Origin of the sequence: Bacillus sp. 1021 (genome assembly GCF_014534735.1) — a bacterium.
Lineage (GTDB): Bacteria > Bacillota > Bacilli > Bacillales > Bacillaceae > Bacillus > Bacillus siamensis.
Window position 1 is genome coordinate 135,562 of sequence record NZ_JACVSR010000004.1, and the last position, 16,189, is coordinate 151,750.

The 16,189-nt window shown below is 48.0% G+C and carries 13 protein-coding genes; 9 read left to right on the forward strand and 4 right to left on the reverse strand.

What is annotated here, in order from left to right; genetic code table 11:
• Positions 1 to 83: 83 nt before the first annotated feature.
• Entirely contained in the window at positions 84 to 872 is a 789-nt protein-coding gene (locus tag ICW23_RS15205) for a sugar phosphate isomerase/epimerase family protein (RefSeq protein ID WP_188154730.1), read from the reverse strand.
• 214 nt (positions 873 to 1,086) lie between these two features.
• On the opposite strand from ICW23_RS15205, the gene ICW23_RS15210 reads away from it, so the two are divergent.
• The 9 genes from ICW23_RS15210 to ICW23_RS15250 all read left to right on the forward strand — a co-directional run bounded on the left by ICW23_RS15210 (position 1,087) and on the right by ICW23_RS15250 (position 11,855).
• On the forward strand, positions 1,087 to 2,397 hold the full coding sequence (locus ICW23_RS15210; protein ID WP_016936816.1) for an MFS transporter: 1,311 nt from the start codon (positions 1,087 to 1,089) through the stop codon (positions 2,395 to 2,397).
• 94 nt (positions 2,398 to 2,491) lie between these two features.
• Positions 2,492 to 3,052: a shikimate kinase gene (locus ICW23_RS15215; RefSeq protein ID WP_003156609.1), complete on the forward strand. Its 561-nt coding sequence runs from the start codon at positions 2,492 to 2,494 to the stop codon at positions 3,050 to 3,052.
• 176 nt (positions 3,053 to 3,228) lie between these two features.
• Positions 3,229 to 4,185 (forward strand): cephalosporin C deacetylase, encoded by a 957-nt coding sequence (gene cah, locus ICW23_RS15220; RefSeq protein WP_016936815.1) that lies wholly within the window; start codon positions 3,229 to 3,231, stop codon positions 4,183 to 4,185.
• Between the two features lie 65 nt (positions 4,186 to 4,250).
• Positions 4,251 to 5,036, forward strand: coding sequence for a nucleotidyltransferase domain-containing protein (locus ICW23_RS15225; RefSeq protein WP_188154731.1), 786 nt, complete (start codon positions 4,251 to 4,253; stop codon positions 5,034 to 5,036).
• A gap of 187 nt (positions 5,037 to 5,223) precedes the next feature.
• Complete coding sequence (locus ICW23_RS15230; protein ID WP_095241879.1) at positions 5,224 to 6,135, forward strand: proline dehydrogenase family protein; 912 nt, start codon at positions 5,224 to 5,226, stop codon at positions 6,133 to 6,135.
• A 17-nt stretch (positions 6,136 to 6,152) separates the two neighbouring features.
• On the forward strand, positions 6,153 to 7,700 hold the full coding sequence (gene pruA / locus ICW23_RS15235) for an L-glutamate gamma-semialdehyde dehydrogenase (protein WP_064777953.1): 1,548 nt from the start codon (positions 6,153 to 6,155) through the stop codon (positions 7,698 to 7,700).
• A gap of 91 nt (positions 7,701 to 7,791) precedes the next feature.
• On the forward strand, positions 7,792 to 9,246 hold the full coding sequence (putP, locus tag ICW23_RS15240; RefSeq protein ID WP_016936811.1) for a sodium/proline symporter PutP: 1,455 nt from the start codon (positions 7,792 to 7,794) through the stop codon (positions 9,244 to 9,246).
• 157 nt (positions 9,247 to 9,403) lie between these two features.
• Positions 9,404 to 10,639: a proline utilization transcriptional regulator PutR gene (gene putR, locus ICW23_RS15245; protein WP_188154732.1), complete on the forward strand. Its 1,236-nt coding sequence runs from the start codon at positions 9,404 to 9,406 to the stop codon at positions 10,637 to 10,639.
• A 205-nt stretch (positions 10,640 to 10,844) separates the two neighbouring features.
• Positions 10,845 to 11,855, forward strand: coding sequence for an NAD(P)/FAD-dependent oxidoreductase (locus ICW23_RS15250; protein WP_188154733.1), 1,011 nt, complete (start codon positions 10,845 to 10,847; stop codon positions 11,853 to 11,855).
• Positions 11,856 to 11,888: 33 nt separating this feature from the next.
• Here ICW23_RS15250 and cobA read toward each other — a convergent pair whose 3' ends face one another.
• From cobA to nasD, 3 genes are read right to left on the reverse strand one after another with little or no spacing between them, the layout of a single operon-like run.
• Positions 11,889 to 13,328, reverse strand: coding sequence for a uroporphyrinogen-III C-methyltransferase (gene cobA / locus ICW23_RS15255; RefSeq protein ID WP_188154734.1), 1,440 nt, complete (start codon positions 13,326 to 13,328; stop codon positions 11,889 to 11,891).
• 47 nt (positions 13,329 to 13,375) lie between these two features.
• Positions 13,376 to 13,696, reverse strand: a complete 321-nt coding sequence (nirD, locus tag ICW23_RS15260) for a nitrite reductase small subunit NirD (RefSeq protein WP_064777951.1) — start codon at positions 13,694 to 13,696, stop codon at positions 13,376 to 13,378.
• 20 nt (positions 13,697 to 13,716) lie between these two features.
• Positions 13,717 to 16,134, reverse strand: coding sequence for an NADPH-nitrite reductase (gene nasD, locus ICW23_RS15265; RefSeq protein WP_188154735.1), 2,418 nt, complete (start codon positions 16,132 to 16,134; stop codon positions 13,717 to 13,719).
• Between the last annotated feature and the right edge of the window lie 55 nt (positions 16,135 to 16,189).

A 16,189-nucleotide genomic window follows, 5' to 3' on the forward strand; every position in this document is an offset into this window, starting at 1 on the left:
GACTATTATCCATAAAATTCCTTCTCTGTTTCTAAAATTTTTTTCTTAATTTGAAAAAAACATCCCTTCAAAGGGGATGTTTTTTATTTCTTAAAGCAGTGTCTGATCTCATTCAGAGATTCTTTCATATGCGCTTCAGCATGACGACCGAAGTATTCGAGTGACACGAATCCGCCGTACTGCCTGTTCAACAGTTCTTTCAGAAAGGGTTCCTGCCGTAAGTCGCCCTGCAGAACAGACACCGGCCTGCTGAGATACCAGTTGTCAAAATTCCAGTGATAGTTTTTCAGGTGGATATGGCTGACGGTATGATACAGTTTTTCTAAAGCGGACATTTGGTCCACGTGATTGACGTGAAGGTTGGAGCCGTCAAAAATGATGCGGACCCGCGGATGTCCGACATCCTCTAAAAATGCCAGCGCCGCTTCCGGTGTATCCGCGTACGTATCATAATGAATCTCAAGCCCGATATTGACGTCATAGTCATCTGCGAGCAGTGCCGCCTCCTGAAATTGATCAACCGCACGCTCCCACTTTTCCGGTGACGTCCGGTGCGAAGCCAGGTTGCCCGCAAACACTCTGATCAAGGGACTGTGAAGCTGCCGTGCCGCGCTTAATGCCCTTTGAACATCCTTTAACGCCTGCCTTTCATCCTGAGTGGCGAAGTCAGTGTACAAGCTGACAGCCGGTACCTCGATGCCCTCCTCCTGAAGCTGCTGATCAAGCCTGTCGAGCGGGCCGATTTCTTTTATATATTGTTGGGCGTGCCCGTACCACAGTTCGATTCCGTCAAAGGAGTGCTCTTTTGCGAAAGAAATGACATCGAGAATATGCTTTTTTTTAAACCCTGTCGTGCAAAAGCTCAGTTTCATCGGTAATCCTCCCGTTAACTGTCTATCCTATATGTGTTTTTTCCCCGGATAAGCTGCGGATAAACAGACGAAAAGGGTAAACACTTTTTTTATGGAAGCGGTGCATCCGGTCAGTATTGAACACAAATTGTTTAGCGCTTTTTTGCGTCAAAGTATTAAATAATTGCTCGAAGTGTTGTACAATTAATTTCATTCGAGTAAGGGGGAGAAGCCATTGAAAAATGAAACGGAGCTGACGGACTTCAGGCCCGTCCGCAATAAACCGACTCGCGCTCGTTATGTGATACTGATTCTTTTGTTTTTTATCACTGCGATTAATTATATAGACCGTGCAAGTGTATCCATCGCCGCCCCGTCCATTCAGACTTCGCTGAACATAAGCCCCGCGCTTTTGGGCGTCGTATTTTCCGCATTCAGCTGGACCTATACGGGTATGCAGATTCCCGGCGGGCTCATTTTGGACAAATTCGGGTCAAAACGGACGTACGGGGTTTCTTTATTCGTCTGGTCGGTTTTCACCGGAGTGCAAGCTTTTGCGGCCAGTTTCGGATTTTTATTCGGCTGCCGCCTGATTATCGGGCTGGCTGAATCGCCTGCGTTTCCCGCAAACAACCGGATTGTCACGACATGGTTTCCGAGGAGGGAACGCGCCTTTGCGACGGGGGTTTATACAGCGGGGGAATATGTCGGACTGGCATTCGCCACACCGGTTTTATTTTGGGTGTTAACGGCATTCGACTGGCGAGCCGTCTTTATTTCCTCAGGGCTGCTCGGGCTTGTTTTCTCTGTTTTCTGGTTTAAGATGTATCAGGAGCCGAACCGGTATCGGAAAGTGAACCGGGAAGAGCTTGAATATATTAAAGAAGGCGGCGGGCTGACAGAGGTGTCTGAATCAGCCGGCAGGATCACGTGGCGGGATTTCGTCCAGCTTCTTAAATACCGCAAGCTTGTCGGCTTGTATATCGGTCAATTCGCCGTAGCGTCCACGCTGTTCTTCTTTTTGACATGGTTTCCGACTTATCTGGCGGAGGCAAAGCACATGGCTTTCTTAAAAGTCGGCTTCGCCGCATCAATCCCGTATATCGCCGCCTTTTTCGGCGTATTGTTCGGCGGATTTTGGTCTGACGGCATGATGAAGCGGGGCGTATCGGTGAACGTTGCCCGAAAGACGCCCGTTATCCTCGGTCTTCTGCTGACGGGCTCCATCGTGCTCGCGAATGTTACGGATTCTTCCCCGGCGGTTTTGGCGATCTTATCCATTGCTTCTTTTGCGCAGGGCATGTCCAATATTTCCTGGACGATGCTGAGTGAAGTGGCGCCAAGCGAGACAATCGGATTGGCAGGGGGCGTGTTTAACTTTTTCGCCAATATGGCCGGTATTATTACGCCGCTTATCATCGGGTTTATCGTCTCTGCGACCGGTTCATACAACGGAGCGATTCTGTTTGTCGGCGCTGTCGCCTTTATCGGGGCGTTTTCTTATATTTTCATTGTCGGAAAGGTGGAACGCATTACGCTCCGGTAGATCGAAAAACTCATCGCATTATCTCTATATTTCAATATGGAGTTATCATATAATAAACATAACTTTTTCATTCCTTAGGAGGATTTCGCCGAAGATGAACGCAAAACGTGCCATTCCCGTAAGAGAAAGAAATATCGTACTGATCGGATTCATGGGTGTCGGTAAGACAACAATCGGCCAGCTGGTCGCTAAAAAATTATACAGAGACTTCATTGATATTGATTTGCAGATTGAGAAAGATTTCAACATGTCCATCCCGGAAATGTTTGAGAAAAAGGGTGAAGCCTTTTTCCGTCAGACTGAAAAGGACTATATATTAGATATTTGCCGCAATACGAAATTCAAGATCGTGTCTCTTGGGGGCGGTTCGTTTAAACAAGAGGAAATCAGACAATGCTGCCTGGAAAACTGTCTCGTGCTCCATCTTGATTTATCATGGGAGAATTGGAAGCAGCGGGCTGACCTGCTGATTGAAAGCCGTCCCGTTCTGCATAACCGTTCAATGGATGAAATGCAGCAGCTCTTTAACGAGCGCCAAAGCATCTATGATAAACATAATTCAAAAGTGGCAACGGATAATCTGGAACCTGAAGAAATTGCCGATTATATCGTTGAAACGTTAAAAATCGGCTGGGACCTGTATCAGCCGATGTAAAAGAGCTGTGCCGCTGTGAGCGCACAGCTCTTTTTTGTTTTCTGTTAAACAAACGTTTGATAAAAAGTGAAAGCGTCCGCCGATCATTTATAAAAATTTTTAGAAAATAAGTGTAAAATCGTGTTAAGATAGAGTCAGAAAATTAAATCTTATAAAACAAAGGAGAATAATCGGATATGCAATTATACGACTTGCCGCTTGACCAACTGCAGACCTATAAACCAAATAAAACCGCTCCTCATGACTTTGCGGATTTTTGGGCATCATCATTACATGAGCTTGCAAAGGAAGAGGCAAAGCCTGATTTGACGCCTGAAAGCTACCCGGCTGACGGCGTGAAAGTATTCCGGCTGAAATACCGAAGCTTCGGCAAGGCGGAAATTGAGGGATGGTACGCCGTTCCCGACCGAAAAGGCCCGCATCCGGCCATCGTGAAATACCACGGCTACAACGCAAGCTATGACGGGGACATACATGACATCGTCAATTGGGCGCTTCACGGATATGCCGCGTTCGGGATGCTTGTCCGCGGCCAGCACAGCAGCACAGATACAAGCGTCTCACCGCACGGACACGTTCCCGGCTGGATGACGAAAGGGATTTTAGACAAAGATACATATTATTACCGCGGTGTGTACTTAGACGCAGTAAGGGCTCTTGAAGTCATCAGCAGCTTTGATGAAGTGGATGAAACGAGAATCGCCGTCATCGGGGGGAGCCAGGGAGGCGGGCTTTCCATCGCCGCGGCGGCGCTTTCCGACATTCCGAGAGCGGTTGCGGCTGATTATCCGTACTTAAGCAATTTTGAGCGGGCGATTGATGTCGCACTTGATGAGCCGTATCTTGAGATTAACTCCTTTTTCAGAAAAAACGGAAGCCCTGAAACGGAGAAGGCCGCGATGAATACACTGGCCTATTTTGATATCATGAATCTGGCGGACCGCGTAAAGGTGCCGGTTCTCATGTCCATCGGGCTGATTGACCGGGTGACTCCGCCGTCGACGGTATTTGCCGCCTACAATCATCTGGAAACGGAAAAAGAATTGAAGGTTTACCGGTATTTCGGCCATGAATATATACCTTCTTTCCATACGGAGAAGCTGGCCTTTCTGAAAGCGCATCTGAAAGGCTGACAGCAGTGAAAAGCCCAAGTACTTGGGCTTTTTTCATGAATGATGACGGAAAAGGACGGATACAAATGAAACAAAGGATCATCGAAGAATTAAAACGAATTGAGGCAAAGCACGACGTTAAGGTGCTTTACGCCGTAGAATCGGGAAGCCGCGCATGGGGATTTCCGTCAAGCGAAAGCGACTACGATGTACGGTTTCTCTATGTGCCGAAAAAAGAATGGTACTTTTCCATTGAACCGCATAGGGATGTCATAGAGGAGCCGATCCATGACATGCTTGACATCAGCGGCTGGGAACTGAGAAAAGCCCTGCGGCTCTTTAAAAAATCAAATCCGCCTCTTTTGGAATGGCTTTCTTCTGAGATGATCTATTATGAGGCTTTCACAGCGGCTGAAAAGCTCCGAAAACTGAAAACCCGCGCCTTTTCGCCCGAAGCATGCCTCTATCATTATCTCAATATGGCAAAGCGGAATGAAAAAACGGAATTGCGGGGCAGTGCAGTGAAGATTAAAAAGTATTTTTATGTCCTGCGGCCTCTCCTTGCCTGCAAGTGGATTGAAACGTTCGGCACCGTACCGCCGATGTCATTTCCAGTAATGGCAGATGCCCTATTGACGGATGAAGCGCTCATTTCTGAAATCAGCACACTGCTTACAAGGAAAAAAAGCGGACAGGAACTGGCTCCGGAACCCGGAAATACGATTATTCATGCCTTTATAGAAGAGGAAATAGAACGCATCGGGCAGTATGCCAAAACGGTCAAAACACCGAAACCGGATATAACGGACGAACTGAATCAGCTTTTGATTCAGACTCTCGAAGAGGCTTGGGAAGAAAAAGGCGGGAATTGACGATTTCTGTCATTTTCGTCCGCCTTTTTTCGGCATGATCCGCCTGCTCTCTAAGAAGCTGATTGTGGAAAAACCACAAAAATTTATCAGAATCTTTGTATTTTTAGAATATTGTGAGAGGATGTTTTGTCCATTTACAATAGACTCATACAAATACTTCTTAGATTGCGGGGTGTTAAGGTTGGAAGTGATTACAAGAGATTTTTTCTTATTTTTATCCAAGAGCAGCTTTCTCAATAAGATGGCGCGAGGCTGGGGAAGCCGTGTGGCAGCCGGCAAAATCATCGGAGGAATGGATATCCGCAGTTCTATCCCGACAATCCGACATTTGAACAGCCAAGGGCTGTCAGTTACTGTCGATCATTTGGGTGAATTTGTCAACAGCGGTGATGTCGCGAAAGAACGCACCGAGGAGTGCATGCAGACCATCGCTTTAATCGCTGATGAACAGCTGAATTCCCAAGTGTCATTAAAAATGACGTCTTTAGGTCTTGATATAGATCTCGATCTCGTCTATGAAAATATGACGAAAATCCTCCAGACGGCGGAAAAACATAAAGTCATGGTGACGATTGACATGGAGGATGAGACGAGATGCCAGAAAACGCTGGATATCTTTAAAGACTTCCGAAGCCGGTATGAATACGTAAGCACCGTGGTGCAGGCTTATCTGTACAGAACGGAGAAGGACCTTGATGATCTTGACCCGCTGAATCCGTTTCTGCGCCTTGTCAAGGGAGCCTATAAAGAATCGGAAAAGGTGGCCTATCCTGAAAAAAGCGATGTAGATGAAAATTATAAAAGACTCATCCGCAAACAGCTTTTAAAGGGACATTATACGGCAATTGCCACGCATGACGACAAGATGATCGAGTTTACAAAGCAGCTTGTCAAAGAGCACGGCATTCCAAACGACCGCTTTGAGTTTCAGATGCTGTACGGTATGCGTTCGCAAACCCAGCTCAGCCTAGTAGAAGAAGGATACAACATGAGAGTCTACCTGCCTTACGGCGATGATTGGTACGGCTATTTCATGAGACGGCTCGCTGAACGCCCCTCAAATATCGCATTCGCCTTTAAAGGGATGACTAAGAAGTAAAAAAGGGAGAGATGACAATGACTACACCTTATAAACACGAACCATTCACGAATTTCCAAGATCAATCGAACGTTGAAGAATTCAAGAAAGCGCTTGCGAAGGTAAGCGAGTATCTGGGAAAAGATTATCCTCTTGTCATTAACGGTGAAAGAGTGGAAACAGAAGCGAAAATCGTTTCAATCAACCCGGCTGATAAAGAAGAAGTCGTCGGAAGAGTGTCAAAAGCTTCTCAAGAGCACGCTGAGCAAGCGATCGAAGCGGCTGCGAAAGCGTTCGAAGAGTGGAGATACACATCTCCTGAAGAAAGAGCGGCTGTCCTGTTCCGCGCGGCTGCCAAAGTCCGCAGAAGAAAACATGAATTCTCCGCTTTGCTCGTCAAGGAAGCGGGAAAGCCTTGGAACGAAGCTGATGCGGATACCGCTGAAGCCATCGACTTTATGGAATACTACGCGCGCCAGATGGTTGAATTGGCAAAAGGCAAGCCGGTCAACAGCCGCGAAGGCGAGAAGAACCAATATGTCTACACACCGACAGGCGTAACGGTCGTCATTCCGCCTTGGAATTTCTTGTTCGCGATCATGGCGGGAACAACAGTGGCGCCGATCGTTACTGGAAACACAGTCGTTCTAAAACCGGCTAGTGCGACACCGGTCATCGCGGCGAAATTCGTAGAAGTGCTTGAAGAATCAGGCCTTCCGAAGGGCGTTGTCAACTTTGTGCCGGGAAGCGGGGCGGAAGTAGGAGACTATCTCGTCGATCACCCGAAAACAAGCATCATTACATTTACGGGATCACGCGAAGTCGGTACGAGAATTTTTGAACGCGCGGCAAAAGTGCAGCCGGGACAGCAGCATCTGAAACGCGTCATTGCAGAAATGGGCGGTAAAGATACGGTTGTCGTTGACGAAGATGCGGACATTGAATTGGCGGCTCAATCCATCTTTACATCAGCATTCGGCTTCGCGGGACAAAAATGTTCTGCAGGTTCCCGCGCGGTTGTGCATGAAAAAGTATACGATGCCGTCTTGGAGCGTGTCATCGAAATCACTGAATCAAAAGTGACGGCAAGCCCTGACAGCGCTGACGTGTATATGGGGCCTGTCATCGACCAAGGCTCTTACGATAAAATCATGAGCTACATTGAAATCGGAAAAGAAGAAGGCCGTTTAGTAAGCGGCGGCACCGGAGATGATTCAAAAGGCTACTTTATCAAGCCGACGATCTTCGCTGACCTTGATCCGAAAGCCAGACTCATGCAGGAAGAAATTTTCGGGCCGGTCGTCGGGTTTTCTAAAGTATCAAACTTTGATGAAGCGCTGGAAGTGGCAAACAACACTGAATACGGTTTGACAGGAGCGGTCATTACAAATAACCGCAAACATATTGAACGGGCGAAACAGGAATTCCATGTCGGCAACCTGTACTTCAACCGCAACTGTACGGGAGCGATTGTCGGATACCATCCGTTCGGAGGCTTTAAAATGTCCGGCACTGATTCAAAAGCGGGCGGCCCGGATTATTTGGCCCTCCACATGCAGGCGAAAACAATCAGTGAAATGTTTTAAGAGGGACTGAATGGGCATCCTCCTCGCGGGGGGTGTCCATTTCACCATAAACATATAAAGCGGAGGAGGAAATGCCATAGCAAACATTCAGTTGATTATATCCATTTGTATTTATATGGCGGGCATGCTGTTTATCGGTTATTTCGCCTACAGACGGACGTCAAATCTGACGGATTACATGCTCGGGGGGCGTTCTTTAGGTCCTGCCGTCACAGCGCTCAGCGCGGGAGCGGCGGATATGAGCGGATGGCTCTTGATGGGGCTTCCGGGCGCCATGTTCTCAACAGGATTAAGCGGCGCTTGGATTGTCATCGGCCTTGTGCTCGGAGCATGGGCGAACTGGCTTTTCGTGGCGCCGAGACTGAGAACGTATACTGAAAAAGCAGGGAATTCCATCACCATTCCGGGTTTCCTTGAAAATCGTTTCGGTGATCATACGAAGCTTCTCAGACTGTTTTCGGGTCTTGTCATTCTCGTCTTTTTCACATTTTACGTATCATCGGGCATGGTCTCAGGAGGCGTCTTATTCAACAGCATTTTAGGGTTGGACTATCACACCGGCCTGTGGGTTGTGACAGGCGTCGTTGTCGCCTACACCTTGTTCGGGGGCTTTTTGGCGGTAAGCTGGACGGACTTTGTCCAAGGGATCATCATGTTTGCGGCGCTTATTCTCGTGCCGATTGTGACGATTTTTCATACGGGCGGCCCGGGAGAAACCGTTGCCGATATCCGTTCCGTCAATCCGGAACTGTTTAACATGTTCAAAGGAACGACCGTCCTTGGCATTATTTCTTTATTTGCGTGGGGGCTCGGCTATTTCGGGCAGCCGCATATTATTGTGCGCTTTATGGCGATCACATCTGTGAAAGAAATCAAACGCGCCAGACGGATCGGCATGGGATGGATGATTTTGTCTGCGCTAGGCGCGCTGTTTACGGGTCTTGCGGGAATCGCGTATTACCATCAGCACGGACTGAAGCTGGCTGATCCGGAAACCATTTTTATTCAGCTCGGCAACATTCTGTTCCACCCGATTATTACGGGATTTCTCATTTCTGCGATTTTAGCGGCCATTATGAGTACGATTTCGTCTCAGCTGCTCGTTACGTCCAGTTCTTTAGTAGAGGATTTGTATAAGTCCATGTTCAGACGTTCGGCTTCTGATAAGGAACTCGTATTTCTGGGGAGAATGGCAGTGCTTGCGGTGTCAATCATCGCCTTGGTGCTCGCCTGGGAGAAAAACAACACGATACTAGGTCTTGTCAGCTATGCATGGGCGGGATTCGGCGCGTCATTCGGGCCGGTCGTACTGCTCAGTTTATTTTGGAAACGGATGACGAAATGGGGGGCACTCGCCGGCATGATTGCGGGAGCGATTACCGTAATCATTTGGGCGAATGCCGGTCTTTCAGACTTTTTGTACGAAATCATTCCGGGGTTTGCTGTAAGCCTTGCCGCTGTATTTGTCGTCAGCTTGTTGACACAGGCTCCGTCAAAAGATGTCACAGATCAGTTTCATGAGTACCGTGATACACTTTCTCAATAAAAGCAAGGAACGAGAGGAAGAAGGGACCGCCCTTTTTCCTCTTTTCACGATACAGAATTCCGGATTATGCCGTTTTGGGAATATATGAATTTTTTTCTATACAAAAAGTCACCCCTCAGAGTATGATAAAGATAAAAAGAGCATAGGAGAAATAGGTATGGAAGAGCTTTTAGAGAGAGTTTTTTCATTTACGGACATTGATAAATTAATTGATTTCATCAGTTACGAATTGCAGAAGCCCGTCATTCTGGAAAGTGCGGATTTCTTTTTGCTTGCCTATAATTCTTATTACATTAATCACTTCGACTCCGCCAACCAGCAGACGATATTTTCAAAAAAATGCCCCGTGCAGATTTTTGAGAGGTTTCTGAAGGACGGGGTGATCGAAAAACTGAAAACCGTTCCTGAACCGTTCCGTGTTGAAAAAATAGACAGTATCGGGCTGAATCAGAGAGTGGTCGTAAGCGCAAAACATAAAGGGGAAGTGATGGGCTACATCTGGATTCAGGAGCTCGACCGCGATTTGACGGAGGAGGAGCTCGACTTTTTATATGAAACCTCATTCCATGTCGGAAAAATCATCTATAAAACGAACCGGCTGAAACAGGAAAAGGAAGAGAGAGCGGAAGACCTGGTGAAACGGGCAATCTTTCAGCAATTCTCCTCTGAAAAGGAGTTCAGGCGGGAGGCGGAAAAGATGAACGCCGTGCTGCCGTCGGTTTTCTCGGTGGTTGTCCTGCATGCCGCAAATGGGGATGGGGAGGCAGTCGAAGATTTGAAGGAAAATATCAAATCGTACTTGAATTTGCGGGATAAAGTCAGTCACGTCTTAACCATTGATTCCAATATTGTCATCGTCGTCGCAAGCTTCTCGCAAAAAAGCTCCGGCACTTCGGCAGCATCTGAATTCATCCACAAACTGCTGACTCATTTTCACTTTCAGAAGATCCCCACTCCCATCTATATCGGAATCGGCAATGAATACAGCAGCATCCTGAAGCTCGGGAAAAGTTATATAGAAGCCCTTGAAGTCATAAAGGCCGCAGAAATTACCGGAAACCAGGAAAATATCCCGTATGAATACAGCAAGCTCGGGATCTACCGCTATCTTGAAAGCATCGAAGAAAAAAACGCCTCACTGGAATATGTAAACCATGATCTAGCTTTATTAAAAGCCAAGGATAGAGAAAGCAGCACCGAACTGCTGAAAACGTTAGAAATCTATCTCCTCAATAACTGCAAAACAAAACCAGCCGCAGAACAGCTTTTTATTCATCAAAACACATTGAACTACCGTATCAAACAGATTCTTGACATGACATCAATTAATTTAAACGACTTCAGGACAAGGTGCCAGCTGTATCTTGATATCATGCTGATGAAAAAGAAATAAAAAAGAAACCAGTCGCCGTACTGGTTTCAGCTTTAATACCCTCCTCAATCTCAACATCTCATTGGGCCGTGCTTCTTGAATCTCCATCCTTTTCCGCAAGATGAGAACTGAACAAACACTGTTTTCCGATGTATGGTATACTTTTATTGATATTGATTCTCAATTAAAAATGTTTGAAGTATAGATATAAACGGGAGGCAGAATAATGGCGGAAAATCATGAGGTGTATGACGTCACGATTATAGGCGGGGGCCCGATCGGCCTGTTTACGGCTTTTTATTGCGGGATGCGCGAGCTGAAAACGAAAGTGATTGAATTTTTGCCGCGGCTCGGGGGGAAAGTGTCTATGTTTTTCCCGGAAAAAATCATCCGTGATATCGGCGGAATTCCGGGGATCACCGGGGAACAGCTGATTAAGCAGCTGAAGGAGCAGGCGGCGACATTTGAGCCGGATATCGTGTTGAATCAGCGGGTGACCGGATTTGAGCGGCTGAATGACGGGACCATTGTGCTGGAAAGTTCCGAAGGGGAAAAGCACTATACACGCACCGTGATTTTGGCTGTCGGCATGGGAACGCTTGAGGTCAATGAGCTCAACAGCGCGGATGCGAGCCGTTATTCAGGGAAAAACCTTCATTATAAAGTGGAGAAGCTGGATGCGTTTGAAGGTAAGCATATCGTGATCTCCGGAGGGGGAGATACCGCGGTTGACTGGGCGAATGAACTGGAACCGATTGCGGCGTCTGTTACCGTCCTGCACCGCCGTGAGGAGTTCGGCGGTTTAGAAAGCAGCGTGGCGAAAATGAAGCGGTCTTCCGTGCGGGTGTTTGCGCCGTATCGTTTGAAGCATCTCAACGGCACCGGGGAACGGATCGAGAGCGTAACCGTTTGTCATACCGAGTCTGGCCTTTCTGAAGACATCAAGGTCGATGAGCTCATTATCAATCACGGGTTTAAAATTGATCTCGGCCCGATGGAGGATTGGGGGCTTGAGATAGAAGAAGGCCGGATTAAAGCCGACAGACATATGCGGACGAATCTTCCGGGCGTGTTTGTTGCAGGTGACGCCGCCCATTATGAAAGCAAGCTCAGATTGATTGCCGGCGGTTTCACGGAGGGACCGACCGCCGTGAACAGCGCCAAAGCCTATTTGGACCCGCAGGCGGATCAGATGGCGATGTATTCGACTCATCATAAGAAATTGGTAACACAATAAAAAAGGGAATGGCCCCCGATGTTGAGCCGGGGGTCAGCTGTGAACGAGCATGTCTTTCATTTCGTTTTGTATAAACGCAAATAACTGTTCCTGATTTTTCACGGCGGTAAATCCGTAACCGGCGGGTACGTCTTCACCGATGCAGATGACGGGAGGGCGGTTTGCTGTCGGATTCGGTGATATGCCGATCTGTTTTCCGGCGCTGAGCAAATGCTGAGCGGATTCTTTGCCCGGACAGATAATCATTTGCAGAGGAGACTCACTGATTGTGCGTTCGATCATCGAAGTGAACCGCTCATCTGCGATATGTTCATGAGTGATATAAAACGGGCATGATACTGAGTCTGGCATATTTTCTGCTGCTTGACGGCTTCCTACAATGAGCGAATGCGGAGAATCACCTTGATGGCCGGATAGGCGGAAGCCCCGTTTTGTCAGTTCCGTCTTTGCCGCTTCAGTCGCCGCATTCAGGCTTGCTGTCACCCGGCGGATGTCAATCTGCTTGAGAGCCAGTGTGTCAAAGAATTCACAGACCGCATGGCGTGATGTGAAAAAGATCTGTTCAAAAGTGCTGATACGCTTCAGGATGTTTTCGTTTGCGGGCATTTTTTTAACAATCCGCTTCGGCCATTCGATAACATCTGCGCCATACTCGCGCAGCCTGCCTGTCAATGTATGTTCATCGTCGCCATGAGTGACCACCATGATATGCCGCCCGATGAACGGTTTGCTTTCAAACCAGCTATATGTTTGAAGATTTACGATATCTCCGATGACGATAATGGCGGGGTTGGTGATGTTTTGGCTTTGTACTTTTTCATGGATATCCTGAAGCGTTCCTTTTACGCTGCGCTGGCGGCCCCATGTTCCCCATTGAATGACGAGTACGGGGACGGAGGGGGATTTCCCGTGCTCCATAAGCTTCCGGCATATAAATGACAGATTTTTAACACCCATGTAAAACACAAGCGTTTGAACGCTTCGAGCCAGCCCTTCCCAATCGAGATTCGGCCGGCCTTGTAATGATGTATCATGAGCAGTGATCATGGCGAAGGACGAAGCGCAATCACGATGGGTGACGGGGACGCCCGCATACAGCGGCGCCGCGATTCCCGAGGTGATGCCGGGCACCATCTCGTAGCGGATGCCGTGCCGATGAAGCGCCTCCGCTTCTTCGCCGACTCTGCCGAACACGCTTGGATCTCCGCCTTTCAAGCGGACTACGGTGAAGCCTTCCGCCGCTTTTTCAATCAGCAGGGCATTTATCTCCGACTGTTTCATAAAATGGCGGTCGGGCAGTTTTCCGCAATAAATGAACCGGCAGTCTGGAGAGGCATATTCAAGAAATGTTGGGTTTGCAAGCCGGTCATACAAAATGATATCCGCTTTCTCCAGAACCTGTTTCCCTTTTACTGTCATCAGCCCCGGGTCTCCAGGTCCGGCACCGACAAAATATACAATTCCGTTTCTCATGATGACGTCATCCCTTCATCTGTTTAAAAAGTGATCCGACCCTTTGATCAATACAGGAGGTATACATTCTCTCCTTCGATCAGTGTTTCGTATGTTTTAATACAGCCATGATCCGGCTCTTGGACTTTTCCGTCTTCTAAGGAAATTTTCCAGTCATGCATCGGGCAGAAGACGTATTCTCCGCTGACGATGCCTTCAGCCAGGACGCCCCCTTTATGAGGGCAGCGGTTTTCGACGGCGCGGACGCTTCCGTCAGAAAGCTTAAATACAGCAAGCTCTTTCTCTTCTATATATACGGTTTTTCCTAACTCCTCAGGAAATTCGTTTAGCCTGCCTAAGCAAACCTTTGTCATATCTTTGTTAACCATGTCCGTTCCTCCTTCCTGTTTTATGAAGTCGTGACGACATTTTCAAATAAATCTTTAGAAGCTTTTTTATCTTTAAGGAAATATTGCCACGGATCTTTGTGAACAGAGAGTGTTTCATTCATTCTGCCGTTGAGCTCCTGCCGTTTTTCCGGATCGTTCAACACAGATTGGACATGGGATAAACCGATGCGCTCAAGCCATGCGGATGTGCGCTCCAGATAGTTAGCCGTTTCTCTGTAGTACTGAAGGTAAGCGCCCGCGTATTCTAAGACTTCTTCATTCGTTTTCACTTTCATCAGCAAATCACCGGCTCGCAAATGTGTTCCGCCGTTCCCGCCGGCATAAAGCTCCCAGCCTCCGTCGATGCCGACAACACCAAGGTCTTTAATGCCGGACTCCGCACAGTTCCGCGGGCAGGCAGACACGGCCATTTTGACCTTATGAGGCGTATTGAGCCCTTCGAATTTTTTCTCAAGCGCAATGCCCAGTGCCATGGAGTCTTGCGTGCCGAAGCGGCAGAATTGTTCGCCTACGCATGTTTTTACCGTGCGGAGTGTTTTTCCGTACGCGTAGCCTGAAGGCATATCAAGCTCGGCCCATACTTTCGGCAGGTCTTCTTTTTTGACGCCGATGAGATCAATTCGCTGGCCGCCTGTCATTTTAACGAGCGGGATCTCATATTTGTCGACGACATCGGCGATCTTGCGGAGATCCTGAGAGTTGGTCACGCCGCCGTACATCCGGGGCACGACAGAGTATGTTCCGTCTTTTTGAATATTGGCGTGCATCCGTTCGTTAACAAAACGGGATGTTCTGTCATCCTCGTATGTAGACGGATTGATCATGCCTAAGTAGTAGTTGAGGGCAGGCCGGCATTTGGAGCAGCCCTCCGGCGTTTTCCAGCCGAGCACGTTCATGATTTCTCTCGTATGTGATAGCCCTTTGGCTTTGATTTCTTCTACGACTTCATCTCTCGAAAGCGAGGTGCAGCCGCAAATCGCTTCTTTTTGCGCGGATGCGTCAAATTCTGAGCCCAGTGTATATTGAAGAATGTCTTCCACGAGCGGTTTACAGCCTCCGCAGGAACGGGATGCCCCAGTGCATGCTTTGATTTCGTCCGTTGATGTACAGCCTTTTTCCTGAATGGCTTGAATAATCGCGCCTTTTGATACACCGTTGCAGCCGCAGATGATTTCATCGCCGCTCATCGCCGCGGTCATGCTTGCGCCTGCTTCCTGGTCAAGAGGCTGTAAGATTGATATCTTGGAAGTTTCGGAGATATCGGCTTCTTTTTGAATCATTGAAAACAGGCGGCTGCCCTCGCTGCTGTCGCCGAATAAAACAGCGCCGACAATTTGATTGCCTCTCAGAACGATTTTTTTATAGATGCCGTCCTGCTCATCGAAAACTTTAATCGCTTTTTTCTCCTCTGATTCGTTAAAGTCACCGGCAGAGAATACCTCGACGCCTGATACCTTTAATTGAGTGGAGAGAACGGAGCCTTCATACGGTTTTGTTTCAATGCCGCAAATATGTTTGGCCAGCACTTTTGCCTGTTCATAGAGCGGCGCCACAAGACCGTATGTGATTCCGCGGTGCTCGGCACATTCACCGACAGCGTAAATGTGCGGGATTTCAGTCTGCATATAATCGTTAACAATGATTCCGCGGTTAACCGGAATGCCGCTTTCCGCGCCAAGCTGTGTATTCGGGCGGATGCCGACCGCCATGACGACTAAATCAGCTTCGATGCTTGTGCCGTCTTTAAAGCGTACGCCTTCGACACGGTCAGTACCGACAATTTCTTCGGTTTGCTTTTCAAGTAAAAAGGTCATGCCTTGTTTTTCTAATTCGTTTTGCAGCAGGCGCCCTGCAGTTGGATCAAGCTGGCGTTCCATCAGGTATGGAGAGAGGTGGATGACAGACACGTCCATTCCGAGATTCAGCAGCCCGCGAGCGGCTTCTAAACCAAGCAGTCCTCCGCCGATGACGGCTGCTTTTTTATATTGTTTCGACGCGGCGAGCATTGTGTCGGTATCTTTTATGTCCCGGAATGCCGTGACGCCTTTTTTATCTGCGCCCGGAATCGGAAGGATAAAAGGGACAGAGCCTGTCGCCAGGATGAGTTCATCATAGGGCTGGATTCTGTCTGCATCTGTAATGACGGTTTTGCTATCCTGGTCCACTTTGATGACTGTTTCACCGGTATGCAGCTGAATGTTGTTTTCTTTGTACCAGTCCCAATCGTTTAACGTAATATCTTTAATATCTGTATCGCCTTGAAGCACTTTTGACAGAAGGATTCGGTTATAGTTGGGATGAGGTTCGGCCCCGAATATTGTAATCTCGAATTCGTCTTTTGAAACACGCAGTATTTCTTCAATCGCTCTTACCCCGGCCATTCCATTTCCAACAAGGACTAGCTGTTTTTTTCCCATCAGATGATCCGCTCCTTACCTGTGTTTTCTTTAGCGTAGCACAGCGAAAACAGAT

What these genes read in the sequence shown, in the direction of transcription:
- nirD (WP_064777951.1), bottom strand. Translation starts at nt 13,696, where the DNA reads ATGGTTAACAAAGATATGACAAAGGTTTGCTTAGGCAGGCTAAACGAA.
- cobA (WP_188154734.1), bottom strand. Translation starts at nt 13,328, where the DNA reads ATGAGAAACGGAATTGTATATTTTGTCGGTGCCGGACCTGGAGACCCG.
- ICW23_RS15205 (WP_188154730.1), bottom strand. Translation starts at nt 872, where the DNA reads ATGAAACTGAGCTTTTGCACGACAGGGTTTAAAAAAAAGCATATTCTC.
- ICW23_RS15250 (WP_188154733.1), top strand. Translation starts at nt 10,845, where the DNA reads ATGGCGGAAAATCATGAGGTGTATGACGTCACGATTATAGGCGGGGGC.
- pruA (WP_064777953.1), top strand. Translation starts at nt 6,153, where the DNA reads ATGACTACACCTTATAAACACGAACCATTCACGAATTTCCAAGATCAA.
- putR (WP_188154732.1), top strand. Translation starts at nt 9,404, where the DNA reads ATGGAAGAGCTTTTAGAGAGAGTTTTTTCATTTACGGACATTGATAAA.
- ICW23_RS15225 (WP_188154731.1), top strand. Translation starts at nt 4,251, where the DNA reads ATGAAACAAAGGATCATCGAAGAATTAAAACGAATTGAGGCAAAGCAC.
- cah (WP_016936815.1), top strand. Translation starts at nt 3,229, where the DNA reads ATGCAATTATACGACTTGCCGCTTGACCAACTGCAGACCTATAAACCA.
- ICW23_RS15215 (WP_003156609.1), top strand. Translation starts at nt 2,492, where the DNA reads ATGAACGCAAAACGTGCCATTCCCGTAAGAGAAAGAAATATCGTACTG.
- nasD (WP_188154735.1), bottom strand. Translation starts at nt 16,134, where the DNA reads ATGGGAAAAAAACAGCTAGTCCTTGTTGGAAATGGAATGGCCGGGGTA.